Here is a 24,921-nt window from a genome sequence, read left to right as displayed (position 1 = left end):
CCTCCCTCCGCAGTCCCTTCGCTCGGCCTCCTGAAGTCGCAATCGGCGGCGCCTGGACTACCGCGCGCTTAAAAGCAACGGCAACGGCAACGTTGCAATTATTGGGCGAACGCACGCCCCAGACCACCCGGCACACCGCTGCTGTCAGTCTCCTGCCACGGTCCATCCGGGCTCAGCGACCAGCTCCAGCCGTTGTTGAAGCGGTAGTAGGTCCGCTGGCGGTAGAAGGTATTGGGCTTCTTCTCCAGCACATACACACCCAGCTTAGGGTCCCAATGGCTTGCCCCGCCAGGCGGCGGCGCGAAGCTGGCCGAGGTGCGAGGCATCGGCTTGGGCGTGGCCGCAGGCTTGCTCGGCGCGGGGGCCGGCTGCCTGTCCGGCAAGGGCTTGACCGCCGGCCCCGGCGGCGGCAGGCGCTCGATCGGTGGTTCGGGCTGCTCGTACGGCTCATGCACCGTACACGCAGACAAACCCAGGGCCAGGGTGATCAGGGTCAGGCGGACGATGCTGTGCATGGCATTGCTCTCTTACGGGTCGGGGCTGTCGATGGTCAGGTGCTGGATGGCCTGGGTGGCGCTGGGCAATGGCGTGCCCTGGCCAATCCACTCGCCATGGGTTGGCTGGCCAGCGCGTGATACACGTGCAACGAGTTGGACTTCGGCAAAGTCCGACAGTTTCATCTGCGGCATCATGGCGTCAGCATCGGACAATTCCACCTCGATCGGCAACTGCGCCACGGTCACCCGCTTGGCCGCCAGCGGCATGGGTGGGCCATTGCTGGCGCGGGCGAAGATGAATACCGTGTCGTCCGCCTTGACCTTGTCCTTCAACGCCGCCGCCAGTTCCACGCGCACCTTCAAGCGAGCCGCCACGGGCGCCGCAGACTGCCCCGGCGAACCACCCAGGCGCTCGGCGGCGCGGTCGATGCCGCCCTGCAGCGCCGCACGCGAGGTATCACCTTCCGGCAGCTGCGCCAGCAGGCGCTTCCAGTAATCGATGGCTTCCTGGTAACGCTCGCCCTCGAAGGCAGCGATACCACGCAGCCCCAGGCTGGTCACTTCGTTGGGGTCGGCTTTCAGCGCCTCGTCAGTCAGCGCCTGCAGCTGCGGGCTCCATTTCTTGTCGGCGGCGAAGTACAGCGCCTGTGCCCATTGCCCGAGCAATTCGGGCTGGCGACCGGCCAGGGCCACGGCGCGCTCGAAGGTACGCGCGGCATCGGCGGGGCGCTGCTCGGCCATGTAGGCTCGGCCCAGGAAGTACACGGCCTCGGCCGAATCCGGCTGGGCCTGCACCACCCGCTCCAGGCGGGCAGTCATTTCTTCCATCGATTTGGGCGCTTCGGCAAACTCCTGGGTCAGCTCAACCTTGTCGGCCGCGCCGAAATGCAGGTACAGCCCCAATGCCAGCAGCGGCACCAGCAGCGCCGCCAGCAACGGCAGGGCCTTGCCCAGGTGCCCCTGGCGCGGGGCCTCGGCACCTTCGGTATCCGCCAGCAGCTCACGGGCGGCCTCGTCACGGCCCTTGGCCATCTGCGGCTCGTCGAGCACGCCAGCGGCCTGCTGGGCAACCAGTTCGGCGACGCGCTCCTGGTACAGTGCCACGTTCAGGGCGGTGCGGTCTTCTTCCTGCTGGCGGCCACGGCCACGCAGGATCGGGATCAGCAGGAAGCTGAGGGCAGCGAGCAGCAGCAGGCCCGCGCTAAGCCAGAATTCAATCATGGGTCTGTTCTTTTTCCAGCAATTTGGCGAGACGCTCGCGTTCTTCGGCGGACAACTCATTGGCGCCCTGCACGGCCGCACTGCGGCGCCGGCGCACGATCAGCGCCAGCACCACGAAACCACCGGCCAGCAAAATCCCCGGGCCGAACCACAGCAGCCAGGTACGCCCGCTGAGCGCCGGCTTGTAGCGCACGAAGTCGCCATAGCGGTCGACCATGAAGTCGACGATCTGCTGGTTGCTCTTGCCCTCGCCGAGCATGCGGAAGATTTCCCGACGCAGGTCGGCGGCAATCGGCGCGTTGGAGTCGGCGATGTCCTGGTTCTGGCACTTGGGGCAGCGCAGCTCTTTGGTCAGCTGCTGGTAGCGCTCACGCTCGGCATCGTCGCGGAACTGGTAGGTGTCGATGGCCGCCTTGGCCACGCCTGCCAGGCTCAATCCCATGAAGAGCCCCAGCACGGCAGCTGCCAGCCCCCGCTTCATGGCCTGGCCTCGTCGACCAGGCCCTGGTACAGCGGCGCCAGCTGCTCACGCCAGACCGTGGCATCGACCACGCCCACGTGCTTGTAGCGGATGATGCCCTTGGCATCGATCAGGAAGGTTTCCGGCGCGCCATACACGCCCAGGTCCAGGCCCAGGCTGCCCTGCTCGTCACGAATGTCCAGCTGGTACGGGTTGTGGAACTCGGCCAGCCACTTCAGGGCCGCCGCATTGTCGTCCTTGTAGTTGACGCCGTGGATCACCACGCCCTGCTGGGCCAGCTGGTTCAGGTACGGGTGCTCTACCTTGCACGACGGGCACCAGGTGGCCCACACGTTGACCAGTGCCGGGCGGCCACGCAAGTCGCCCTCGGTCAGGGTACGGTCGCCCTGGGTCGAGGCCAGGGAAAACGCCGGGAACGGCTTGCCGATCATTGCCGAGGGCAGCTCGTCGGGCTTGAGGAACAGCCCTTTGTAGAGGAACACCGCCACCAGCAGGAATACCGCTAGGGGGACTACCATGATCCAACGCTTCATGCAGCTGCTCCAGACACGCCCAGGGCATCACGCACCCGGGTCTTGACCTTGACGCGATAGCGCCGGTCGAGGGCCGCCAGCAACCCGCCCAGGCCGGTCAGCAGACCGCCCAGCCAGATCCAGCGGACGTAAGGCTTGATATGCACACGTACTGCCCAGGCGCCGTTCTCCAGCGGCTCGCCGAGGGCGACGTACAGGTCGCGGGTAAAGCCGGCGTCGATGCCGGCTTCGGTCATCATCGACTGCTGCACGGTGTACAGGCGCTTCTCCGGGTGCAGGGTGGTCACTTCACGGCCATCGCGGCTGACCACCACGGTGCCCTTGTCGGAGATGAAGTTCGGCCCTTCGAAGTGCCGGGCCCCCTGGAACAGGAAGTGGTAACCGCCCAGCTCCACGCTCTCGCCCGGTGCCATGCGCAGGTCGCGTTCGGCGCTGTTGTTGCTCGACAGCACCACGCCCAGCGCGCACACCGCCAGGCCCAGGTGCGCCAGCTGCATGCCCCAGTAGCTGCGACCCAGGCCAGGCAGGCCCTTGAGCAGGCCTTTGTGACGGGTCTTGTCGAGAATGTCGCGCAGCCCGCCAAGCACCACCCAGGCGGCCAGGGCGAAGGCGGTCAGGGTCGGCCAGTCGAAGTCGTCGACGATAAAGCCTGCCACCGGCGCGAGGATGGCGCTGCCGAGCAGCACCGGGGTCATCATGCTGGCCAGCCATTTGCCGGGGGTGTCTTTCCAGCGCACCACCACGCCCACGCCCAGCACCACCATCAGCAGTGCCATCAACGGCAGGAACAAGGCGTCGAAATACGGTGGGCCGACCGACAGCTTGGCACCGGTCAACGCATCGAGCACCAGCGGGTAGAGGGTGCCGAGCAGAATCATCGAGGCCGCCACTACCAGCACCAGGTTGTTGGCCAGCAGCAGCGTCTCGCGCGACCACAGGGCAAAGCCGACCTGGCTCTTGACCACCGGTGCGCGCAAGGCGAACAGAGTGAGCGAACCACCGACCACGAACAGCAGGAAGATCAGGATGAAAATGCCCCGCGACGGGTCGGCGGCAAACGCATGCACCGAGGTCAGGACACCGGAGCGCACCAGGAAGGTACCCAGCAGGCTCAGCGAGAACGCGGCAATCGCCAGCAGCACGGTCCAGCTCTTGAATACCCCGCGCTTCTCGGTCACCGCCAGCGAGTGGATCAGCGCCGTACCCACCAGCCAAGGCATGAACGAGGCGTTTTCCACAGGGTCCCAGAACCACCAGCCACCCCAGCCCAGTTCATAGTAGGCCCACCACGAACCCAGGGTAATGCCGACACCGAGGAAGGCCCAGGCAACGATGGTCCAGGGCCGCGACCAGCGCGCCCAGGCGGCGTCCAGGCGGCCACCGAGCAAGGCGGCGATGGCGAAGGCGAAGGCCACCGAGAACCCGACGTAGCCCATGTACAGCATCGGCGGGTGGACGATCAGGCCAAAGTCCTGCAACAGCGGGTTGAGGTCGCGGCCATCGGTCGGCACCTGCGGCAGCAGGCGCTGGAACGGGTTGGAGGTGATGATCAGGAAGCTCAGGAAGCCCACGCTGATCATGCCCATTACCGCCAGCACGCGGGCCAGCATCACCTGCGGCAACTGCCGCGAGAACACCGATACGGCGAAGGTCCAGCCGCCGAGGATCAGCGCCCACAGCAACAGCGAACCTTCGTGCGCCCCCCACACGGCACTGAACTTGTAGTACCAGGGCAAGGCGCTGTTGGAGTTGCTGGCCACATAGGCGACCGAGAAGTTGTCGGTCATGAAGGCATGGGTCAGGCAGGCGAAGGCAAAGGCCAGGAAGGCGAACTGCCCCCAGGCCGCCGGCCGCGCCAGGCTCATCCACAGGCTGTCGCCACGCCAGGCGCCGAGCAGCGGCACGCTGGCCTGCACGGCAGCAAAGCAGATGGCCAGGATCATCGCCAGCTGGCCGAGTTCGGGGATCACCAGCGCCGCGTTCATGGCCTGGCCTCCCCGCCGCTGGCGGCCTGGCCGCTTTCCTTCAGGGCCTTGGTAACCTCGGGCGGCATGTACTTCTCGTCGTGCTTGGCCAGTACTTCATCGGCCACCACCACGCCATCGGCGTTGAGCTTGCCGAGGGCGACGATGCCCTGCCCTTCGCGGAACAGGTCGGGGAGGATGCCACGGTAGGTGATCGGCACCGACTTGTTGAAGTCGGTGACCACGAAGCGCACGTCCAGCGAATCGGACGAACGCTGCACCGAACCTTTCTCGACCATGCCGCCGGCGCGGATGCGGGTGTCCAGCGGCGCTTCGCCGTTGGCGATCTGGGTCGGGGTGTAGAACAGGTTGATGTTCTGCTGCAATGCGCTCAAGGCAAAGCCGACGGCAACCCCGACGCCGACCAGCAGGCCGACGATGAGCAACAGGCGTTTCTTGCGCTGCGGATTCACTGGTTGTTCTCCCGGCGCAAACGGCGCGCCTCATCTTGCAGGTAGCGACGGCGGGCCAGCACGGGCGCGGCGACATTCAGCGCCAGCACTGCCAGGCAGATGCCATAGGCCGTCCACACGTACAGGCCATGGTGGCCCATGGCGAGAAAGTCACCGAAAGTGGCGAAACTCATTGTGCGGCCCTCCGCCCCAGGCTGTTCAATACTTCGTCCTTGACCCAACTGGCGCGCGCTTCGCGCTTGAGCACTTCAAGGCGCATGCGCAGCAACAGCACCGCGCCAAAGAAGCAGTAGAAGCCCAGCGCCGTGCACAGCAGCGGCAACCACATTTCTGCGGGCATCGCCGGCTTTTCGGTGAGGGTGAAAGTGGCGCCCTGGTGCAGGGTGTTCCACCACTCCACCGAGTACTTGATGATCGGGATGTTCACCACGCCGACGATCGCCAGTACCGCACAGGCCTTGGCTGCACTGTCACGATTACTGATTGCCTGGCCCAGCGCAATAATGCCGAAGTACAGGAACAACAGGATGAGCATGGACGTCAGTCGGGCATCCCAGACCCACCAGCTTCCCCAGGTGGGCTTGCCCCAGATGGCCCCGGTGACCAGCGCCACCGCGGTCATCCAGGCGCCGATGGGGGCGGCGCATTGCAAGGCGACGTCGGCCAGTTTCATCTTCCATACCAGCCCCACCACCCCGGCCACTGCCAGCAGCACGTAGCAGGACTGCGCCAGCATCGCCGCCGGCACGTGGATGTAGATGATGCGGAAGCTGTTGCCTTGCTGGTAGTCCTGGGGGGCGAAGGCCAGGCCCCAGGTGATGCCGACCAGCAGCAGGAGCACGGCAGCGCCGGCAAGCCACGGCAGCATGCGGCCGCTGATGGCATAGAACCATTTGGGGGAGCCCAGCTTGTGGAACCACGTCCAGCTTATTTTCATCAGGGTACATCCAGGGTATTGGCCGGGCTTGAAAGCCCGGGACTCGTTATTCGCCGACGCTGATCTTCAGGCCGGCCGCTATCGCAAAGGGTGCCAGGGTCACGGCCAGGGCCGTCAGGCTGGCGAGCCAGAGCAGGTGGCCGGTTGCCGGCATATTCTGCAACGCCGCTTGCAACGCACCACTGCCCAGGATCAATACAGGGATATACAACGGCAGAATCAGCAATGCCAGCAGCAAACCGCCGCGTTTCAGACCGACTGTCAGCGCCGCGCCCACCGCCCCCAGCAGGCTCAGCACCGGCGTGCCCAGCAGCAGGGAACCGAGCAGCACCGGCAGGCAATGGCTCGGCAGCCCCAGCATCAGTGCCAGCAGCGGCGCCAACAATACCAGCGCCAGCCCGGAAAAGATCCAGTGCGCCAGCACCTTGGCCAGCACCAGCAGCGCCAACGGGTGCGGCGACAGCACCCACTGTTCCAGCGAGCCGTCCTCGAAATCGCTGCGGAACAGGCCGTCCAGCGACAACAGCACCGCCAGCAGTGCCGCCACCCAGACCAGGCCTGGCGACAAGGTTTGCAACAATTGGCTTTCCGGGCCGACTGCCAGCGGGAACAGTGCAACCACTATGGCGAAGAACACCAACGGGTTGGCCAGCTCGGCCGGGCGGCGGAACAGCAGGCGCGCTTCGCGGCGCAACAACAGGATGAATACGCTCATGCCGCCCATTGCCCCAGGTTCAGTTCACGGTAACCGGAGGGCTTGCGTTCCAGCGTGTGGTGGGTGGTCAGCACTACCGTGCCGCCCTGCTCGCAGTGGGCCGCCAGGTGCGCCTCGAGCTGCGCCACGCCCTGCTTGTCGAGGGCGGTGAAGGGTTCGTCGAGGATCCACAGCGGCGGGCTGGCCAGGTACAGCCGGGCCAGGGCCACGCGGCGCTGCTGGCCGGCAGACAGGGTGTGGCAGGGCACGTCTTCGAAACCACGCAGGCCGACGGCCGCCAGTGCCGCCCAGATCGCCTCGCGGCTGGCCGGCTGGTGCAGGGCGCACAGCCAGGTGAGGTTCTCCTCGGCGGTGAGCAGGTCCTTGATGCCCGCTGCATGGCCGATCCACAACAGGATGCTGGCCAGGGCGTGGCGCTGTTCGGCCAGTGGCTTGCCGCCCAGCAGGATCTGCCCGGCCGTCGGCTGCATCAGGCCGGCCAGCAAGCGCAGCAGGCTGGTCTTGCCGCTGCCGTTGGGGCCGCTGATCTGCAGCATGTCGCCGGGCCGCAGCTCGAAAGCGAGGTGCTCGAACAGCAGGCGCCAGTCGCGCTCGCAGGCCAGGCCCGCGGCTTGGAGGTGAAGGGTCACGGTTTCGCCTTATCTTTGTAGGGCTAGAGGTCGGCGTCGCCTGCTTCGCGGGTAAACCCGCTCCCACAGGTTCAACGCAGGGTTTGAAAGCTGCGCAAACCCTTGTAGGAGCGGGTTCACCCGCGAAGCAGGCGACGCCAACCTCTAGCCCTGTATCTCAAGTCGCCCCCTCGCTGCCGTTATACTGGCAACGACGGACGGCCGGCATTATTACACGCGCCGCCGCGCTGCCAAGAGGGCGGGTTCGACAGGTTGTATACAATCATGACTGAAATCAATAGTCTCGCCGCACAATCCCTCGCGGCGAGCATGCCCGGTGTACTGTCTCCCGGCCAATAAATACATACCTCCAGATCTGTCGCCCCGGGCTCGACCATGCCAACTCCTTCACATGGCAGGTCCAAGACATGACAACTCATTTGCACCCATCAGCGGCCCAACACACGCGCAAATACCTCACCCTGATTCCTCGTCCAGATCGAGTCGCCGCCGAAAAAATAAGGCAGTGGTACAAGACTCAGGAAACCGATCTCGATCCCGACACCACATTGGCAGTTACCTTGCACTACAAGCCCAACCCCGAGGGGGGCTGGCTAGCCCAAGTGGTTGAGCAAATTCCGCTCAGTCAGGCCCTGTTGTCCAAATGGCAAGATCAATCCAATAGCGTGGAGAACATTTCACTTGCCCCCCTTCTCCGCCCCACGGCCCTAGTCGCCCTTGACCTCATAGGCCTTTTCAAGGAATGGAGCCTTACGCAGGAAAGCTGGTCTCAGGCCTTTTCCGATGGTCACGTGCATATCGTCGATCGACTCCCCCCAGGCGGCCTCTTTGGCGAGATCGAAGACCATTTGGTGTATCAAGGGCTCTTCCGGAAGACCGAGCCCATGCAATACAACCGCCAGACGCAGATCATCACCGACACGCAAGCGTTTCAACAATTCATCTGGAATTTGAGCTTTCATGACGAGTTCATCACCCAATTGAACGACTATTGGCTGCACCAATTTGACGATTTCGCCATGCTGGCACGCGTAAACTTCATCGCCGCCTGCAACAAGCAGGTCGAGGAAGGTAGCCTGAGCCAAGCGGGGTGCGAGCTGGCCTGGCGCTCGGCCGGTATCGCCAACGACGATGACTCGCAAACCGCGCATGACGGCCAGGTTGAGGCACGCATGCTCAACTTCTATGGCTATGTCGCTACGGATATTCCTTGCCTCACTGATCGGGCCTCAGGCCTGACCCTGCTCTATATACCTGGCAACTCTTCGCCAGTGCATGAGTTTGCCAACCAGGGCGCAATGAAAATCTGGTTGGTAGAGCAGTGCAAGGATGCCGAAAAGTGCAAGGCGTTGATGGCGCATTTCCGTCTCGAAGACCTGCAAAGCGGGCTTAGCTACTCAGGGTTGCAAGCCACGCTCGAAGGGTTGGGCAATTACCAGGGCACGCGCTACCTGTACATTGACAATCTGATCGTGCCAGCGCGCGGCTGGTCCCCCCAGTACATCAACTACAAGGTCGAGACCTACAGCCCGGTGATAGCGGGCAGCCTGTTCGACCATATCGCCTTGCGGCACAAACAGCGCAGCTACGAAGATGCACAGTTTTTGATCACCAGCAATAGCGACCTCATCAAGGCCAAATGGCGAGGTTATCTCAACCTTACGCTGACTCTGCTCGCGCCCCTGTCGCTTCTGGTGCCCGGGCTGGGATGGCTGGTTGCTGTTGGTGGCATCGCGCAGTTCGGCGTTGGGCTTGATGAAGTGATCAATGGCAGGAACCTGCAAGAGAAACTGGATGGCGTCACCAACATTGCATTCGGTGCACTGTGTGCCGCGCCGCTGCTCGGAGAGCTGAGAGCCGGCAGCCAACAACTGTTCCGGGCACAATACGACGGTTTTGTTGCCCCTCGCAGGATAAATGGCCAGATCGGCTACCCGCTCAGCCCAACCCGGCCACCAAGACCCCGCTGGGGTGGTAGAAACTTTCAGGCGTACTTCGAGCAGCCGGTGCCGGTCGAACCGCTCCCCCCTCATGCAGGCGAAACAGTAATCCGCCGGCAAACCACCCATGCGGGCATGGACACGCTGATAGATGTGCATAATCCGGAAACGGACTTTGTCTACGACCTGAATGCCGACGCGTTTGTCAGGTCAAGCGATGTGGGTGAAGCTGCACCCACCCGCTTCATCGCCGAGAACGCTAGGTTGCGCACATACCAACCGGCATTCAACGGCCCTCGCGACGTTAGCAACGCCATGCGCGAAAGCACGCTGCGCAGTCTCGGTATAGAACTCCCGCTCCCCGTCGAAGTGCCGAGGGTCACCCACGTAAATCAGCTGCCTATCCCCAAGAGAGTGATCCATCTATGGCCCAGCGGTGATCCCATCTCGCCGGCGTCGCTCGCGCATGTCAGCCGCAATTCCAGGCTGCTCAACGAGAGCGGCTTTGCTCATGTTCTTTACCTGTCCAACGCAAACTATGACGCCTTCGTCATGAATAGCCGCGCCTTGGCCCGCGTCGCTCCCGACCTGCAGGTATTGCCCCTCGAACACCAAGGTTTCTACCGCGAAATGGGGTACTCCAAGCGCTATTACGATGCCGCCATGGAGGGACCGGAGCGCGGGTCCTCACACATAACCGCAGCCAATGACATATTGAAATACCATGCGCTCTATCACGAAGGCGGCTTGTACATGGATATCAACAATGACATGCTGGCACCGTCTGATCATCCTGCGGCGGCAGGTATCGTCAATGCCCACGCACCCAGCGACTGGATCGGCAATGTGCCGTTGGAGGCATCGCCCGAGGGCCTATTGCTCGAGCAGCCGAGCTCCAACCCATTCAGAGGCGCGCATCAGCAATACAATACCAGCGTAATTGGCAGCCATCCCCGCAACCCGTCCTTGCGCAGGGTCATAGACGAAATGGAACGTCGGCTGGACACCCGCCCAGGATTCTTCAGCCAGAAACAGAACTGGCCGGCCCAAGGAGCCCGGGGCGCCAAGTACGCCACCTATGCCAAGGCGCTGAGTAACTTGACCGGTATTGAAATGTTCAATCACGTCGTTGACCGGGCCTTGCCTGCTTATCGGCAAATGAAACAGATATACAAGCTGCTCAGCTGCCCGCTGCTGGAGACACCTACGCTGCTGGGCGCGGACCTGAGGCCAGTGTCTGATGAAGAGCTGCAAGCCAGCCTCCAGTCACTGTTCCGCGTGAACCGAGTTGTGCGAGTGAACAACGGGTTCGCCTGGAGGAACCTGAATCACTGAGACAACGCTGGACGTGTGCCGGCCTGGGGCTCATAGCTCCAGGCCGGCACGCTTTCCGGGCTCCCGCCTCAAGTCGCTGTCAGCGCTGCCGTTATACTGGCAACAACGGGCGGACTGCATGACGACACGCAGCGCCACGCTGCGAACCAGGCGAGCTCGAAAGGTTGTAGACCCTACATGAGTGAAATCAACAGTCTCGGCGCACAAACCGCGATCAGCCCCCAGGCCATCAAGGCGGGCATGACCGGCGAACTGCTGCGCCTGACGCAACCGCAGCCCGGCTTGATGGCCCCCGGCGAGACCGCGCAGGCCGAGGTCATGTCGTTGCGCCAGGTGGGCCAGGACTTTCAGCTGGTGCTGCGGCTGATGCAGGCCAACGGCACCCAGACCCAGCTGCAAGCCAGCGCCAGCCAGCCCCTGCCCCAGGGTAGCCAGGTTACGGTCAGCCAGACCGAAAGCAACCGCCTGGCGATCATGCTGCAGCAGGCCAGCGCCAGCCAGGTCGCCACCCTCACTCAGCTGGACACCAGCAAGGTGCCGGTCGGCACCCTGCTGCAGGGCAAGGTCCTGACCAACCAGGCGCTGGCCCAGGCGCCCGGCCAGCCCGCCGTCTACCGGGCGCTGGTCAGCCTGCTGAACAGTGCCCAGGCCGGCGCAACCCTGAGCGTGGAAAGCCCGCGACCGCTGGCCGTCGGTAGCCTGCTCAGCGCGCTGGTGCAGGGCGACCAGTCGCTGCGTTTCGTACCGCTCAGCGGCCGCCAGGACCAGCTCAGCATTGCCCAACAGCTGCTGACCCAGCAAAACCGCCAGGCTTCGCTGCCCGGCCTGCTCAATGCCTTGCAACAGGTGGCCCACGACCCGGGCGCCGATGGCGAACTGCGAGCCAGCGCCGAACGCCTGCTGGCGGGCCTGCCAGAAGCCCGGCAACTGGGTGATGCCAAGGCAGTGGCCCAAGCCCTGAACAACAGCGGTACCTTTCTCGAAGCCAAACTGCTGGGCGGTCTCCCGGCCAGCGTCGCCACCGACCTCAAGGCGCACTTGCTGCGGCTGATCACCGTCGCGCCGGCCAGCATACCCGGGGCGCCCAACCTGGCGCCCGCCAGCCTGGCCGTAACCATGCCGGCCCTGGCCCGCAGCGCGCTGGGCATGCTCGAACGGGTCAGCCCCAAGCCGCAGCCGGGCGCATTCCCGCTGCCGTCGCGCCTGCTCAAGGCCATGGAAGACGAAGGCGACCTGCAACAACTGCTGCGCCTGGCCGCCGCTGCCGTGTCGCGCCTGCAAAGCCACGCCATGAGCAGCCTGCAACAAACCGGTACCCTGGAAAACGGCAACCTGCAGACCACCTGGCAAACCGAAGTGCCGATCCGTCACGGCCAGGAGTTCATCCCGTTGCAGGTCAAGCTGCAACGCGAGGAAACGCCACAACAGCAAGCCGACCGCCAGCAGGAATCAGCCGACCCGCTGCAAGCCCTGTGGCGTATCGAGCTGGCTTTCGACCTCTCGCCCCTTGGCCCGGTGCAGGTCCAGGCACAACTGAGCCAAGGCCGCCTGGGTGGCCAGCTTTGGGCGGAACGCGAGGCGACAGCCCGGCTGATCGACAGCCAGCTCGGCAGCTTGCGCGAACGCCTGTTGGCGCGGGGCCTGGATGTGGGTGATCTGGAATGCCATCCTGGTATCCCGCCACAAGGCCCGCGTACGCGGGTTGAACAACGCTGGGTGGATGAGAACGCATGACGCACCAACCTGCACGGCAGGCGATTGCCCTGTTCTACGACGGGCAGCAAGCCCCTACCCTCACCGCCAAGGGCGACGATGCGCTGGCCGAGGTCATCCTGGCATTGGCCCGCGAGCACGAGGTGCCGATCTACGAAAATGCCGAGCTGGTGCGCCTGCTGGCGCGCCTGGAGCTGGGGGACCAGATACCGGAGGCGCTGTACCTGACCATTGCCGAAATCATCGCCTTTGCCTGGCACCTGCGGGGCAAAGTGCCTGCGGGCTTCGATGACGAACCTGCCGCCCCAGGGCCTACCCCACCGCTGCTCGGAAGGCTGCCCGGAGGCGAAGGCGCCTGACCGCCATGGTATCCATGCAAATTGCCTTTTTGCGCCATGTTGGTAACGTGCCGTTCAAGGTCAGGCGCTTGGCGATGTAAGGAATACTGTAATGCGTACCATCTGGTTCTTGCTGCTCCCGGGCACCCACATCCTTGATCTAGGCGGCCCGCTACAAATCATGGCGAGCCTCGAAGAACTCCAGCTGGCACCGGTCAACGTACGTTGCATAGCCGCCAGACAACAGGTCAGCAGTTTTCAGGGCGTGACACTGAGTGGCCTGCACCAGTTGCCTGAGCGGCTCGCACCGCAGGACTTGCTGTTCGTGGTGGGCAACAAGCTCTCTGCGACACCCGCCGAAACAGCGATATTGACCGCCACCGCCCTGTGGCTGGCGAAGGTGGTCAGGCAAACGCCGGATATAAAGCTGTGCTCCATATGCACCGGTGCGTTCCTGCTGGGCGAAGCTGGCTTGCTGGATGGCCGACAGTGCACCACGCACCATCGTTACGTCGATTTGCTTCGAATGCGCTACCCAGCAGCCAAGGTGCTGGAGAACCGCCTGTTCGTCGAGGACGATGGCGTGTTCACCTCGGCAGGCGTGTCCAGCGGAACTGACCTGGCACTGCACATCGTCAGCCTGGAATTTGGCAAGGTCGTGGCCAACCAGGTGGCGCAGGAGCTGGTCATCTACCGGCGCCGCGCTGGCGAAGATGTGCAGCTGCGCGCGGCAGACCTGGCGCGCAATCACATCCACCCGTTGGTGCATGCGGCCCAGGACTACATCGATGCACACCTGGGCACCCACTTCAGCTTCGAACAACTGGCCAGCCAGTTCAATGTCAGCTACCGGCACCTGGCGCGACTGTTCCGCGACAATACCGGTCAAACGCTGCAGAGCTACCTGCGCACCCAACGCATCGACCTGGCCCGTGAGCTTTTGCGCAGCAGCCACCTCAACGTGGAACAGATTGCCGAACGTTGCGGCTACGGCAGCAGCCATGCCTTTCGCTTGGCATGGCGCCAGGAAATGCCGCAACCGCCCCTGCAGTTTCGCCACGCTCTCGCCCACGAGCGCGCCTAGATTTCGACTGCTACCGCTCGCTTATCGCAGTCGGGGCGAAGCTTTCGGTGAAAAACTTCACCACGGCCTGGCGCGAAGCGTCGCGCGCCGCCGGGTCAGGTGCCGAACGCCCCACGCCGCCCTGACCACGGTGCAGGAACGGGTCCTGATACTCCTGGGCGGCCTCCAGCCCGTTGAAACCGTGCTCTGCGCCGGGGTAAACCAGCACCTGCGCACGCGCCTGATCTTCGCTGGGCAGGTTTGAAATCAGCGCCGGGCAGGCACGCGGGTCATCGTCATACTGGTCGTTTTCGCCTACCAGCACCAGCAAGCGAGCCGGGGCCAGATGCTTGAAGGTATAACCTGGCACATGGTTGTAACCCCAGCACACGGGGTAAAACGCTGCCATCGAGATGGGGCGAATACCTGAGGCTTGCTCCAGCTCGTCGTTGATGGGCGCAGAGGCGGCGAGCATGGCCTGTACGCCCCCCCAGGAAAACCCGAGCACTCCCACGCGCTGGCCGTCGACGCCAGGCTGCTTGGCCAGGTAAGCCAGGGCGCCTGCCAGGTCCGGCAGGGTATCGTGCACGCGTGGCGGCCGCCCTTGTGCACCGCCAGTGAGCCTGCGCGCGCCCCACATGTCCAACTCCAGCGTTGCGATGCCGCGGGCATTGAGGTCACCGCCATGCAAGGGACCACGCGAATCCATACCCGCCGAGCCATGCAGGATGATCACAGCCGGTACCGGGCCCGCGGCCTTGGCCGGCAACGACAACACCGCCGGAACCCGAATCGGTATCGCCTTGCCGGCGGATGGCAGTGGCTGACTATAGAAAGAGACGAGCCGTTTGCTGACCGTGGCAACGGTGCCGCTATTGGTGGCAGCGACCTCAGCCCGAGCCGTTGCGAACTGAAGGGCACAGCCCAGCACCAAGCTGATGGTCATTACTTTGAACATCTGGTTACCCCTGAACGTCATGAGCGGGTGTTGAACCGGCACCCGATATAGAAAATTGGCGGCGCCCGGCATCAGCCACACATCGCCATTACTGCCAGGCCGTCGACATGCCATTGGGGGAATGCCAACGGGTCGAGCATCGCCATGCCCGCCATCACGCAACTCGCCAGCGCGAAAGCCACGGCATAGAAACGCACTTCCTTCGCGCAGGCCGTGCCATACACCGCGATCAATGCAAGGATCTGCACGCCCACGGCGAACACGCCAATGCCGAATCCTGAAGCGAGCAGTTCAGCCATTGAATACCGCGTTCCGGTTATGGCCGATCGGCGCTGCCATGGATGTTTGCAAGGACACGGCCTGGAAAGCCTGTTGCAGGTCGGCCTTGATATCGTCCACACGCTCCAGTCCGACGCACAACCTGATCAAACCATCCGAGATACCCGCCTGATGCCGCGCCTGTGCGTCCAGCCGCCCGTGTGTAGTTGTAGCTGGATGCGTGACCATGCTGCGGGTGTCGCCAATGTTGGTACAGCGCGCCACGCAACGCAGTTGGTCAATCCATTGCCAAGCTGCGGCCTGGCCCCCGACGATCTCGAAAGCCAACAGTCCGCCATGGCCGTCCTGCTGGCGGCATGCCAATGCATGCTGGGGGTGGTGCTCCAGGCCGGTGTAATGCACCGCGGTCACCAGCTCCTGATGGCTAAGCCAGCGGGCCAGCTCGAAGGCGCTCTGCTGTGCCCGCATCATCCTGACTTCGAGGGTTTCCAGGCTTTTGAGCAGCAGCCAGGCGTTGAACGGGCTGCAAGAAATGCCCAAGGTACGCAGAACACCCCGCAACACCTGCATCAGGCTTTGCGACCCCGTCACGACGCCCGCCAATGCACGCCCTTGGCCATCCATGTACTTGCCAGCGGAGTGGATGACCAAATCCGCTCCCAGTGTGTGTGGCCGCTGAAAAACCGGGGTCAGCAAGGTGTTGTCCACCACCAGCAACGCCCCTTTTTCATGTGCCAGCGAGCTTACCGCGCGGATATCACCGATTTTCAGCAGCGGATTGGAGGGCGACTCCAACACCACCAGACGGGTCCTGCCGTCGATTGCCGACTTCCACTGCGCCAGGTCTGTCAAATCGACGAACCGGGCCTCGATCCCGAAACGGGCCATGTAGTAGCTGAAGGCATTGACGGTAGTGCCGAACACGTCACGGCTGCAGACGATGTTGTCGCCTTGCTGGAGAAAGGCGTGACAAAGCGCGGTGAAAGCGCCCATGCCGGAAGCGAACGCCACTGCGCTTTCAGCGTTTTCCAACGCTGCCACACGGCTTTCAAACGCTTGAACGGTCGGGTTGGTGAAGCGGCTGTATACATTGCCCTGCTGTTGCCCGCTGAAGCGCTCGCAAGCCTCTTTCGCTGAAGCGAAGGTGTAGGCGGACGTCATGGCCAACGGCTCGCAGAACACATCGGTCAGGTCGCTGACCCGGTTAGCATGCAGTGCCCCAGTTGCATTGAAATCAGTTGCGTTGAAATCATCCAGGCCAATCACGGTCGATTGCATGGTTTTGCGCCTCCTTGTTTGCATTGAACAATGCGCAATTGATTGGTGGACTATTCAGGTTCAGCGAGTTGAGCAGCCAGGGTTTCGCTTGATGGGCGAACCGCTATCAGCCACAACGATGCCAGGGCAGCCACCGCCGTGGCCGTGGCCAGGCCGGCCAAGGTCAGCTGATAGCTTTGATGCCGGTCGAAATCCAGTGCGCCCAGCTGCGTGGCCACCAACGCGCCAAGTTGATGTACCAGGAACAGCATCCCGAACACCTTGCCTTTGATTTCGGCGCCATACAGCGCGAAGCAGAAGGCAGATGTGAGCACCACCGTTCCAAGGTAACTGGCGCCAAACAGCACAGCGAACACGTACGTTCCGAGGGGCCCGGGCGTGGTCAGCAGCACGATGACCGCAGCGGTTCGCAGCAGGTAAAACATCATCAGCAGCAGGCCCTTGTTGTAGCGGGTAGCCAACCAACCCGCGAGCAGGCCGCTGACCAGCTCCAGCACACCTAACAGGCTCAGGCCGCTGGCCTGCACCGAACTGGGCAGCGCCTCACCCTGCCAGAACGACACCAGATGAACATCGATGAACGCCATGGTGGCACCACAACTGGCGAAACTGAGGGCCAGCACGAAGAAGCGCGGGTCACGCAGCAGAAACATCACCGGATGCCTGACCTTTGCCGCCTGCGGGTCGGGCTTCAACGGCACGGTGCGGGATACCCAATACAGCGCCAGGCTCAAAGGCACCAGAAAGATCAGGCCAACCCAGGAGAACACCGACTGCCAGGGCACGCTCTGCTGCAGCATGATCCACAACGGCGACAGCACGATGAAGCCAATGGAGGTGCCGTTGGTGACGAATGCGAAAGCGAAGGCCTTGAACCGTTCAGCGACCAGGCGATCGACCAGAATACCCATGGGTACATAGGTCATCGCAGCGAGGGCAAAGGCGCCGAGCAGGCCGTACAACAGGGTGAACACCAGCAGGTGCGTGCCTGCGAATGTCACGCCCAGCAGCACCACCCCGCCGCTGACACTGCCCAGGGCCACCGTGCTCAAGGGCCCAACCCTGTCGCTCAGCCACCCCACCACGGGCGATACCAGGCCAATGGTCAGGACGAACAGCGATCCTGCGGTAGCCAAGGCTGCGCGCCCCTCGCCAAAGTGGGAGGCCAGGTCGACGAAGTAGACTTGGTACAACCCCTTCAAGGCGCTGGACAGAAACATCACCACGAAGCCGACGACCAGCACCGAGACGATCAAGGTAGAGCTGAATTTCTGTTTCATGGCCAATCCTTATCGTGTGGGCATTACACCGCCTCGGCTTGCGGAGCTCGGCAATACGCCTGGTACATGTTTTCGTACATCGCGTAGAACAGCTGGCAGGTGTGGTCTACAGCCTGCAACGCCTCTTCTTGCATCTGCGCCGTGCTGCACAACTGCGAGACAAGGTCCAAGCCTTCATTGACGTGGCCCACGTCTTCCTTCTGGTGCACCGAGAAGAACAGCAAGTCTTGTTCGGCCAGGCCATAGGCACGCCCCAGCAACACATGCCGTGCATCTCCAGCGACGGTCTCGAGGTTTTGCCCTTCGCTGGCGATCATCACTGCTGCCGCACCAATGTGATAACGCGCCGGGTCACGTACCGCCTGCAGGCGGAAATCGATCAGTTCCCAGGTGGCTGGCAGCGGCTGCTCGGCATCACGCTCGGCATCGCTGATGCCGAGCGCCCTCAGGAAATTCTGCATGAGCACGACATGGTTGTCGGTGCGGGAAAGCCGGCCGGTTTCTTCTTCGAAACAATTGGTGATCAGTGCCCGCTTGTGGGCAGGCAACGGGCAATGAAAGAACAAGTGCTCGACATAGGTCAGGAAGTACTTGGTGAGCTGATAGCCTTGCAACGCGACCTTGCGCAGCAGCGGCCTGTTGCCCTCAGGCGCAAGCAGTTCCTTGAATATCGGGTGGGACAGGGTCAGATGGTGGTGCAGTTTCTGCTCCAGCTGATCGCGAAAGGCTGCAGTAGATAAGGCCATTCAGGGTGTTCCTTGGGTGAGAGAGACAGGTGCCGTTGACCGCGATGGCCACAGGCAGAGTCGACGAAGGGCAACTCAGTCCAGGTTGAGTCGCAGCGCAAGGCTTTCCACGGGCTGGGCCATGTAATGGCCGCGATGCTTCACGCCATCGACACGTGCGTAGTCGTCCAGCACGCCGTAGGTCTGGAAGCCGAAGGTTTGCCATAACCGGTGTGCACGGGTGCCCTCGCGTACATCCAGGGTCAACAACTCGATACCTTGGGCCTGGCACAGGCGCACGACTTCGCTGAAAGCCCGTGCCACCAGGCCGGTCCCGCGATAGGCCGGGTGCACCACGCCCTTGCTCAGGTCGGCAATATGCCGGCAGTTCGGCATGCTGCTGCGCGAAACAATGACCAGGCAGGCCGGCCCCGCCATTGCCTGGCCGAGCAGGACATGGGTATTGCCGCCATGGATGCGCTCTTGCAACGAGGCCGTGAATTCGACGCTCTGCCCGGCAGACATCTCATGCTCGTAACCCAGAACACCGCCATCGCCAACCGTGCTGTTGATCAGTTGCATGATGGCCGGCGCGGTATCGCTGTCGGCCTGACGCAACCACTGCAACTGTGGCTCGCCAGGGGCCACCTGCTTTGAAGAGAGGGTGTTCATTGCGTAAATCCCTTGTGCGTACAAGCTGGGATTTAAACGTTTAAGTGCGATGCCGGGTAAGAAGGGAACCGGACAGGAAGCGGAAGGATAGTGACATCCACGACCAAAATGCCATCAGCACCCGAGGGCCAGGGGGTGACGAGATCGGCCAGGCGCCGTACCGACATATCTACCACCGTCTTTTCGTGCCCCTGCTTCAACCTTGCCGGCTTCATCTCAGCGCAAGGTACCCCCATGCATTCGACTCGCATCAACGTGATGGGCACGCATTACGTTATAGACCACCTCGGCCATGTGCCTCGCCCCGATCGTGAAGCCAACCGCGCCATCCGCCAATGGCTCGCAAAGCAAGGCCATGACCTGGACCCGGACCAGCTCGACGTCGTTACCCTTCACTATTGCCCGGACGGCGCAGGTGGCCATCTGGCCGCAATCAGCCAGCGCACCAGCCTGACTCAGGCACTGCTGGGCAACTGGCAGGGTGAGTCTGCCAGTGACATGTTCGGCAAGCTGCTGCAAGCACCGTGGGCCGGTGCGTTACCCGCAGGCCCGATACGATTGGTGGGAACCCTCCCGCAACCCGTCTTCAATCACTACGGGGCGCCCTTCGAAGTATTCAACGGCCTATTTCGGCGCACTACCCCGCAACGCTACGACGCTTCCACCCATTTGCCGGTAAGCGCCGAAGCCTTCCAGCAGTTCATCAGCAACCTGGACTTCCAGCAGCCTTTCAAGGCGGCGCTGGATGTGTACTGGCGTGACCATCTGCACAGTCACAGGCTGGCGCTTAAGCTCAACTTCATCGCAGCCTGCAACAGACAGGTCAGCGAGGGCAGCCTCAGCGAGCCTGCACGGCAACTGGTCTGGCAAGCGGCCGGGCTGATGCCACGGCGTAACAGGCTGCGATGCAGTACCTTGAGCATCTACGGCTATGCAGCGACCGACCTGCTGTACCTGAACGACCCCGCCACCGACCTGACGGTGCTGTACGTACCTGGCAACAGCTCACCGTTGCTGACGTTCAGCAGCGAACGAGAATTGAAGGCCTGGGTCGGCGAACAATGCAAAGACCCGAACAAACGCCAGGCCCTGAAACAGCATTTTCGCCTGGCAGATTGCCCGCAAGGCCTCGACTTCAGCGGCCTGGACACTGCCATGGAGGGGCTGGGCGCCTACCCTGAACGGCACCTGCTGCCTCCCGAACACGGCTATTTCAACGACGACGGCACCTGGCCGCCGCAGACCTATGTCAACTATCGACCTACCAGGTACAACCCAAGGATCAAGGGCGACCTTTTCCAGGCATTGGCCGAGCGCCAGCGTCAGCGCAGCTACGACGACGCCGCGTTTCTGATCACGGCTGACAGCGAAGTCATCAAGGCCAGGTGGCGTGGCTACCTGGCCACTACGCTCAACCTGCTGGCGCCACTGTGCCTGGTGGTACCCGGCCTGGGGCCGCTGCTGGCCATCGGTGGCATCGCCCAGCTTGGCCTGGGGCTCGACCAGGCAATCAACGGCAAGTCACTGCAGCAACAGCAAGAAGGTATCGGCAACATCACCTGGGGCCTGTTCAACGCCTTGCCCCTGGCAGCAGGCGCTGCCGCAAGGGGCAAGGCACTGTTCGAATTCAAGGTCGAGGGTTTCGCGCCGCCGACGCGGCTGAATGAACAGATCGGCTACCCTCTGAGCCCACTCTCGCCACCGCGCTTTCCCGAGCCCGAGGGCGCAAGCTACTTCCATATCACCGACCCGATAGAGCCACTGCCTGACTGTGACCAGGCGGTTGCCGACGCAGTCATTCGTACGCCCCAGTACGATGGTGAGCCAGACACCCTGGCAGCGAACATCAAGGGCTACAACGCCAGAATGATCTACGACATGGAGCGGGATGTTTTCATTCGGGCCGAAGACCTGAACCAGGTCGACCCTGTAGGCTTCGTGGCGGTACCCGACAGCCGGAACCTGAGCCCCGCGCCGCAAGGGCGCGTGGTTACCCATGCAATGCGCAACCGCACCCTGCGGGCGCTGGGCGTGGACCTGCCATTGCCGCTACAGGTACCTGCCAGAGCGCCGGGCAGTTGGCCAATACCCAAACGCATCTCCTGCATCTGGGTCGGTGACCGGGTCATCGGCCCGGAGCTGCTGGCCAATCTGGGCCAGAACGCAGCGCAGTTGCAAGACAGCGAATACAGCATACGGTTGTTCCTTTCCAGCACTGCCCGGCACGCCTATGCCGAAAACCTGGAGCTGCTGGCCAGTCATGCTCCGGGCTTGCAAGTTCTGCCGCTGGAGGAGCAGGCCTTCTTCAGGGCTTTTCGACAAAGCAGATACTACGCGCAGTACGACGCTGCCCTGGATGGCAACGGCGGCGTTGCCAGCAACTATGCATCGGCATGCGATGTGCTGCGCTACCCGATGCTGCACCACGAAGGTGGCTTGTACATGGATGTCGATGACACCTTGCTCGCGCCAGGCGAGTACTCATTGATCATCGACGGGCAACCGGTAGGTCCCGCCGGTGAACCCATCGATCAGGTCGAACTGAGCACGGACGCCACAGGGCTGCTGCTGGTACCGCCCATGTCCAATGAAAAGATGAGCATGAACAGCCTCTACAATTCCAGCCTTATCGGCAGCCACCCCGGCAACCCCACGCTGGAGGCCATTTCCGAAGAGATGTGCGCACGCTACCAGCTCAATCGCGACTTCTACGACAGCAAGCCCAGCCTGGCTGAAGACCCGGGGAATTTCTATGAGTATGCCAGGCGCCTGAGCTACCTCACCGGCCCTGCCCTGCTCAGCGACGTGGTCGATCGGCAACTGCCGAGCCTGCGCATCCTGCGACAGCTCACCAATCTCTATGGGATGCCGCGCATCAATGCCTACCGGTTCGTCGATCTGCCACGCATGCGCGATTCCGTGCGTACGCTCCTGCCCCTGAACCGCTTCGCCACTGTCGGTGGCAACCATTCCTGGAGCCGAACATGAACCCGCGCCAACCTGTGGTCGGCGCAGCCGGCCAAGACTACGTCAAGGCAATGCTGGGTTCCGTGCCTCGCCCTGACCGCAGTGCCAGTGCAGCCATCCGCGAATGGGCCAGCCAGCAGCGGCTGGACGTGGAACCCGACAACACGCTTGCAGTGACCTTGCATTGCAAATTCGTTCCCAAGCGGGGCTGGCTGGCCAAGATCGTCCAACAAATGAGCCTGACCGAAGCGCTACTTGGCAACTGGCAGCAAAGCGGCTACTCCAAGGTTGCCGAGCAAACCGCGCAGTTGCTGCTAAGAGGCGGGACGGCCACCGTCGACCTGCTTGGTGTACTGCCAGAGCTTTCCCTGCCACACGGTCGAGCGCCCTGGGCCCAGGCCTTCAGCAATAGTCAGGTGACGATCGTCGATGAATTGCCAGGAAGTGGCCTGGACCACGACATCGATGTGCACACCGAATTCCATGGCCTTTTCCGCCAGACCGCACCCATGCGCTACGACGCCAGCACTTATGTGCAGTTCGACGCCGCGACCTTCCAGTCCTTCATCTGGCAACTCGACTTCCAGGGTGTATTCAAACGCCAGCTCGATGACTTCTGGGCCCATGCCGCCAGCCAGTACAGCGTCAGCGCGTGCATCGCATTCCTCGCTGCCTGCAACCGGCAGGCATTGCGGGGCAACCTCAGTGAACAGGGGCGCAGCCTGGCGTGGCGGGCGGCAGGCGTGGAACGCTGGCACCACGGCGCCAGCCTCAGTGCCAACGGGGTAGACGCCAGGCTGCTGAACATCAATGGCTACCCATCAAGCGACATCCTTTGCCTGAGCGATATGCGCAGCCGCCTGACCTTGCTGTACCTACCGGGCAATGCGGCGCCGTTGCATGAGTTCGCCAACCCGGGCGCGATGCGTGCGTGGCTTGCCAGGCAGTGCCGCGACGCCGACAAACGGGCGGCCCTGCTTGCCCACTTCCGGGCCTGCGATATTCCGGACAGGATTGGCCGGTCGGGGTTGCGTCGGGTACTTCAGGGCATGGGCGATTTCCCACCCCGCCAGATCATCCTGCCTGCAACCAGCGTGTATCGCCTGGCCAGGGTATGGAACCCGCATACCCTGATCAACTACAAGGCGGACACCTTCAGCCCGCGCATCGAATACAACCTGTTCGAGGCATTTACGGTGGCACAACGTCAACGCAGCCAGGCTGACGCCGACTTCCTGATCACGCGGGACAGTGAAGTGACCAAGGCCGCATGGCGCCGCTATTTCTACCTGACCATGAACCTCGCCGCACCGTTTCTGCTGGTGGTCCCCGGACTGCTACCGCTGGCTGCTGTGGCGGGGGTCGCCCAATTTACAGTGGGCTTGGACCAGGCGCTGCACGCCAAGGATCCGGACCAACAGCTCGAAGGCGCCGAGCAAGCCGTGTTCGGTCTGCTGAACGCAGCCCCGGGGCTGGCGCGCGGGGTCAAGGCGACCAACGCGCTGTTCGGCCGACGCCCTATTGGCTTCATCAAACCGGTGAGGCTCAACGGCCGCACAGGCTACCCGCTGAGCCCGGTTTCGCCGCCGCGCTGGCCTGGGCCTGCGATGACACCCTATTTCCAGGACTTGGCAGTAGCGGGTGACCAAGTGGCCACCACCTTGCCCGGCGCGGACTCACACGTTGCCCGCTGCGTAACGCGGCGCAAGGCATTCGGCACAGGTGACGAACTGATCGGCGATGCGGGGAATGGCCCACACCCGCTGTACTACGACGCCCGACAGGACAGTTTCGTGCTCAAGTACCCCAACGGCACACGCGGCGCCCAGCACTATGTGGCCAGCGCCGATCCGCTGCAGTCCTCGATCAGCCGACTGCTGCCCGATACGGACCCGTTGCGGGAAATCAGCCCGACATCGCGCTCGCGCACGCTGCGGGCACTGGGTATCGATCTGCAGCTGCCCGTCGACCTCGATGCACTGGGGACTGCACCAGGCATACCCGTCCCCAGACAGGTATTACACATCTGGCTGGGTGACAGGATGATCGCCGGTGATTACCTGGCTGCGCTCGACAACAACGTGCAGGCACTGCGCAACAGCGATTTCACGCTCAAACTCTACCTGTCCAACGCCAACCCTCAGGCATTCGAACGTAACATGACCCTGCTGCAGCCCCGCATCGACAGGGGATTGAAGGTTGCAGTACTGGAGCAGCAGACTTTCTATCATCAATTCGCGGCAAGTGAATACTTCGACCAGTACCAGGCTGCGCTGGAAGGGAATGGCGGTGTGGCGAGCAACTTCTCCTCGGCCTCGGACATCTTGCGCTACCGCGTCCTGCACAGCGAAGGCGGCATCTACCTGGATATTGACGACCATCTGCTGGTCGAGCCGGACGCAACCGGGCAGCTGCGGGCAAAGATCGACAGCGTACCGCTCACCACGCCCCTCGACGGGCTGCTGTTGAGGAGCCCGGTGTGCAATGCGCAATTGGGCATGTATACAAGCTACAACACCAGCATGATTGGTAGCCGCGCTGGTAATCCGGTGCTGAACGCCATTTCCGACGAGATCCTGGCGCGCTACCTCACCCCGGAGGGCCAGGCGTTCTACAAAGTCCCCAAACCTCCGCGACAGCATGCGGCGGCATTCCAGGCCTATACCGAAAGACTCAACAGACTAACCGGGCCCGCGGTGCTCAACCATGTGATCGACCAACGTCTACCTGAGCTCTACACCTTCAGGCAGGTGGCGGACCTGGCAAACATGCACACCCTGAACTACGACGCGCTGCTGGATGAAGCAGCACAACGGCGTGCAGAGCTGCGGTTGCTACCCCTGGAAGAGGTCGCAATGGCCGGAAACGCTCAGGGTTACTGACGGCCGGACGGGCTTGCGCGGCCGCTGTGCCTGGGGCCGCA

22 protein-coding genes are annotated in these 24,921 nt (G+C 63.0%); 6 read left to right on the top strand and 16 right to left on the bottom strand.

Annotated features, from left to right (window positions below):
- Positions 1–98: 98 nt before the first annotated feature.
- The 10 genes from MJ643_RS21755 to ccmA are packed head-to-tail and all read right to left on the bottom strand — an operon-like array spanning position 99 to position 7,450.
- A complete protein-coding gene (locus MJ643_RS21755) occupies positions 99–515 on the bottom strand; it encodes a hypothetical protein (RefSeq protein ID WP_013973557.1) in 417 nt (138 codons plus the stop codon).
- 12 nt (positions 516–527) lie between these two features.
- On the bottom strand, positions 528–1,718 hold the full coding sequence (gene ccmI / locus MJ643_RS21750; protein WP_013973558.1) for a c-type cytochrome biogenesis protein CcmI: 1,191 nt from the start codon (positions 1,716–1,718) through the stop codon (positions 528–530).
- Entirely contained in the window at positions 1,711–2,199 is a 489-nt protein-coding gene (locus MJ643_RS21745; RefSeq protein WP_003257333.1) for a cytochrome c-type biogenesis protein, read from the bottom strand. The genes ccmI and MJ643_RS21745 overlap by 8 nt, the downstream gene beginning before the upstream one ends.
- Positions 2,196–2,732, bottom strand: a complete 537-nt coding sequence (locus MJ643_RS21740) for a DsbE family thiol:disulfide interchange protein (protein WP_013973559.1) — start codon at positions 2,730–2,732, stop codon at positions 2,196–2,198. Before MJ643_RS21740 ends, MJ643_RS21745 begins: the two co-directional genes overlap by 4 nt.
- A complete protein-coding gene (locus tag MJ643_RS21735) occupies positions 2,729–4,702 on the bottom strand; it encodes a heme lyase CcmF/NrfE family subunit (RefSeq protein ID WP_015271186.1) in 1,974 nt (657 codons plus the stop codon). The genes MJ643_RS21740 and MJ643_RS21735 overlap by 4 nt, the downstream gene beginning before the upstream one ends.
- 11 nt (positions 4,703–4,713) lie before the next feature.
- On the bottom strand, positions 4,714–5,169 hold the full coding sequence (gene ccmE, locus MJ643_RS21730; RefSeq protein ID WP_013973561.1) for a cytochrome c maturation protein CcmE: 456 nt from the start codon (positions 5,167–5,169) through the stop codon (positions 4,714–4,716).
- On the bottom strand, positions 5,166–5,342 hold the full coding sequence (ccmD, locus tag MJ643_RS21725; protein WP_013973562.1) for a heme exporter protein CcmD: 177 nt from the start codon (positions 5,340–5,342) through the stop codon (positions 5,166–5,168). Before ccmD ends, ccmE begins: the two co-directional genes overlap by 4 nt.
- Complete coding sequence (locus tag MJ643_RS21720; protein WP_012273476.1) at positions 5,339–6,106, bottom strand: heme ABC transporter permease; 768 nt, start codon at positions 6,104–6,106, stop codon at positions 5,339–5,341. Before MJ643_RS21720 ends, ccmD begins: the two co-directional genes overlap by 4 nt.
- 46 nt (positions 6,107–6,152) lie before the next feature.
- Positions 6,153–6,821, bottom strand: a complete 669-nt coding sequence (gene ccmB / locus MJ643_RS21715) for a heme exporter protein CcmB (RefSeq protein WP_012273477.1) — start codon at positions 6,819–6,821, stop codon at positions 6,153–6,155.
- The gene (ccmA, locus tag MJ643_RS21710) at positions 6,818–7,450 is read right to left on the bottom strand and encodes a cytochrome c biogenesis heme-transporting ATPase CcmA (RefSeq protein ID WP_013973564.1); all 633 of its coding nucleotides are present in this window, start codon (positions 7,448–7,450) and stop codon (positions 6,818–6,820) included. Before ccmA ends, ccmB begins: the two co-directional genes overlap by 4 nt.
- Before the next feature lie 407 nt (positions 7,451–7,857).
- Here ccmA and MJ643_RS21705 point away from each other — a divergent pair, with 407 nt between their 5' ends.
- The 4 genes from MJ643_RS21705 to MJ643_RS21690 all read left to right on the top strand — a co-directional run bounded on the left by MJ643_RS21705 (position 7,858) and on the right by MJ643_RS21690 (position 13,860).
- A complete protein-coding gene (locus MJ643_RS21705; protein WP_024087450.1) occupies positions 7,858–10,725 on the top strand; it encodes a DUF6543 domain-containing protein in 2,868 nt (955 codons plus the stop codon).
- A 177-nt stretch (positions 10,726–10,902) separates the two neighbouring features.
- Positions 10,903–12,459 carry a flagellar hook-length control protein FliK gene (locus MJ643_RS21700; RefSeq protein ID WP_013973566.1) on the top strand — a complete coding sequence of 519 codons (1,557 nt, stop codon included), beginning with the start codon at positions 10,903–10,905 and terminating at the stop codon, positions 12,457–12,459.
- Positions 12,456–12,797, top strand: coding sequence for an EscU/YscU/HrcU family type III secretion system export apparatus switch protein (locus tag MJ643_RS21695; protein WP_013973567.1), 342 nt, complete (start codon positions 12,456–12,458; stop codon positions 12,795–12,797). The genes MJ643_RS21700 and MJ643_RS21695 overlap by 4 nt, the downstream gene beginning before the upstream one ends.
- 91 nt (positions 12,798–12,888) lie before the next feature.
- Positions 12,889–13,860, top strand: coding sequence for a helix-turn-helix domain-containing protein (locus MJ643_RS21690; RefSeq protein WP_023663289.1), 972 nt, complete (start codon positions 12,889–12,891; stop codon positions 13,858–13,860).
- A 10-nt stretch (positions 13,861–13,870) separates the two neighbouring features.
- Here MJ643_RS21690 and MJ643_RS21685 read toward each other — a convergent pair whose 3' ends face one another.
- From MJ643_RS21685 to MJ643_RS21660, 6 genes are all read right to left on the bottom strand, one after another.
- Positions 13,871–14,797: a dienelactone hydrolase family protein gene (locus tag MJ643_RS21685; protein WP_013973569.1), complete on the bottom strand. Its 927-nt coding sequence runs from the start codon at positions 14,795–14,797 to the stop codon at positions 13,871–13,873.
- Between the two features lie 71 nt (positions 14,798–14,868).
- Complete coding sequence (locus tag MJ643_RS21680; protein WP_023663288.1) at positions 14,869–15,096, bottom strand: hypothetical protein; 228 nt, start codon at positions 15,094–15,096, stop codon at positions 14,869–14,871.
- Entirely contained in the window at positions 15,089–16,354 is a 1,266-nt protein-coding gene (locus MJ643_RS21675) for an aminotransferase class I/II-fold pyridoxal phosphate-dependent enzyme (RefSeq protein WP_023663287.1), read from the bottom strand. Before MJ643_RS21675 ends, MJ643_RS21680 begins: the two co-directional genes overlap by 8 nt.
- A gap of 50 nt (positions 16,355–16,404) precedes the next feature.
- Positions 16,405–17,634, bottom strand: coding sequence for an MFS transporter (locus tag MJ643_RS21670; protein WP_024087451.1), 1,230 nt, complete (start codon positions 17,632–17,634; stop codon positions 16,405–16,407).
- A gap of 23 nt (positions 17,635–17,657) precedes the next feature.
- On the bottom strand, positions 17,658–18,380 hold the full coding sequence (locus MJ643_RS21665; protein WP_013973572.1) for an iron-containing redox enzyme family protein: 723 nt from the start codon (positions 18,378–18,380) through the stop codon (positions 17,658–17,660).
- Positions 18,381–18,455: 75 nt separating this feature from the next.
- Positions 18,456–19,031 (bottom strand): GNAT family N-acetyltransferase, encoded by a 576-nt coding sequence (locus tag MJ643_RS21660; protein WP_013973573.1) that lies wholly within the window; start codon positions 19,029–19,031, stop codon positions 18,456–18,458.
- 234 nt (positions 19,032–19,265) lie between these two features.
- On the opposite strand from MJ643_RS21660, the gene MJ643_RS21655 reads away from it, so the two are divergent.
- Both MJ643_RS21655 and MJ643_RS21650 read left to right on the top strand, forming a co-directional pair.
- Positions 19,266–22,019: a DUF6543 domain-containing protein gene (locus tag MJ643_RS21655; RefSeq protein WP_023663285.1), complete on the top strand. Its 2,754-nt coding sequence runs from the start codon at positions 19,266–19,268 to the stop codon at positions 22,017–22,019.
- A complete protein-coding gene (locus MJ643_RS21650; protein ID WP_208209458.1) occupies positions 22,016–24,880 on the top strand; it encodes a DUF6543 domain-containing protein in 2,865 nt (954 codons plus the stop codon). Before MJ643_RS21655 ends, MJ643_RS21650 begins: the two co-directional genes overlap by 4 nt.
- Positions 24,881–24,921: the final 41 nt, after the last annotated feature.

Origin of the sequence: Pseudomonas sp. PNPG3 (assembly GCF_023093815.1) — a bacterium.
Lineage (GTDB): Bacteria > Pseudomonadota > Gammaproteobacteria > Pseudomonadales > Pseudomonadaceae > Aquipseudomonas > Aquipseudomonas asiatica.
The sequence above is the reverse complement of the archived record's forward strand: the minus strand, read 5'-3'. Positions and strand labels throughout refer to the sequence as shown.

Bases quoted from the DNA above. Each gene is read 5' to 3' on its own strand.
- MJ643_RS21720 (WP_012273476.1), bottom strand. From the start codon at position 6,106: ATGAAAATAAGCTGGACGTGGTTCCACAAGCTGGGCTCCCCCAAATGG.
- ccmI (WP_013973558.1), bottom strand. From the start codon at position 1,718: ATGATTGAATTCTGGCTTAGCGCGGGCCTGCTGCTGCTCGCTGCCCTC.
- MJ643_RS21700 (WP_013973566.1), top strand. From the start codon at position 10,903: ATGAGTGAAATCAACAGTCTCGGCGCACAAACCGCGATCAGCCCCCAG.
- MJ643_RS21695 (WP_013973567.1), top strand. From the start codon at position 12,456: ATGACGCACCAACCTGCACGGCAGGCGATTGCCCTGTTCTACGACGGG.
- MJ643_RS21745 (WP_003257333.1), bottom strand. From the start codon at position 2,199: ATGAAGCGGGGGCTGGCAGCTGCCGTGCTGGGGCTCTTCATGGGATTG.
- MJ643_RS21675 (WP_023663287.1), bottom strand. From the start codon at position 16,354: ATGCAATCGACCGTGATTGGCCTGGATGATTTCAACGCAACTGATTTC.
- MJ643_RS21680 (WP_023663288.1), bottom strand. From the start codon at position 15,096: ATGGCTGAACTGCTCGCTTCAGGATTCGGCATTGGCGTGTTCGCCGTG.
- MJ643_RS21660 (WP_013973573.1), bottom strand. From the start codon at position 19,031: ATGAACACCCTCTCTTCAAAGCAGGTGGCCCCTGGCGAGCCACAGTTG.
- MJ643_RS21690 (WP_023663289.1), top strand. From the start codon at position 12,889: ATGCGTACCATCTGGTTCTTGCTGCTCCCGGGCACCCACATCCTTGAT.
- MJ643_RS21685 (WP_013973569.1), bottom strand. From the start codon at position 14,797: ATGTTCAAAGTAATGACCATCAGCTTGGTGCTGGGCTGTGCCCTTCAG.
- MJ643_RS21655 (WP_023663285.1), top strand. From the start codon at position 19,266: ATGCATTCGACTCGCATCAACGTGATGGGCACGCATTACGTTATAGAC.
- ccmB (WP_012273477.1), bottom strand. From the start codon at position 6,821: ATGAGCGTATTCATCCTGTTGTTGCGCCGCGAAGCGCGCCTGCTGTTC.
- MJ643_RS21755 (WP_013973557.1), bottom strand. From the start codon at position 515: ATGCACAGCATCGTCCGCCTGACCCTGATCACCCTGGCCCTGGGTTTG.
- MJ643_RS21665 (WP_013973572.1), bottom strand. From the start codon at position 18,380: ATGGCCTTATCTACTGCAGCCTTTCGCGATCAGCTGGAGCAGAAACTG.
- ccmD (WP_013973562.1), bottom strand. From the start codon at position 5,342: ATGAGTTTCGCCACTTTCGGTGACTTTCTCGCCATGGGCCACCATGGC.
- MJ643_RS21705 (WP_024087450.1), top strand. From the start codon at position 7,858: ATGACAACTCATTTGCACCCATCAGCGGCCCAACACACGCGCAAATAC.
- MJ643_RS21740 (WP_013973559.1), bottom strand. From the start codon at position 2,732: ATGAAGCGTTGGATCATGGTAGTCCCCCTAGCGGTATTCCTGCTGGTG.
- MJ643_RS21650 (WP_208209458.1), top strand. From the start codon at position 22,016: ATGAACCCGCGCCAACCTGTGGTCGGCGCAGCCGGCCAAGACTACGTC.
- MJ643_RS21670 (WP_024087451.1), bottom strand. From the start codon at position 17,634: ATGAAACAGAAATTCAGCTCTACCTTGATCGTCTCGGTGCTGGTCGTC.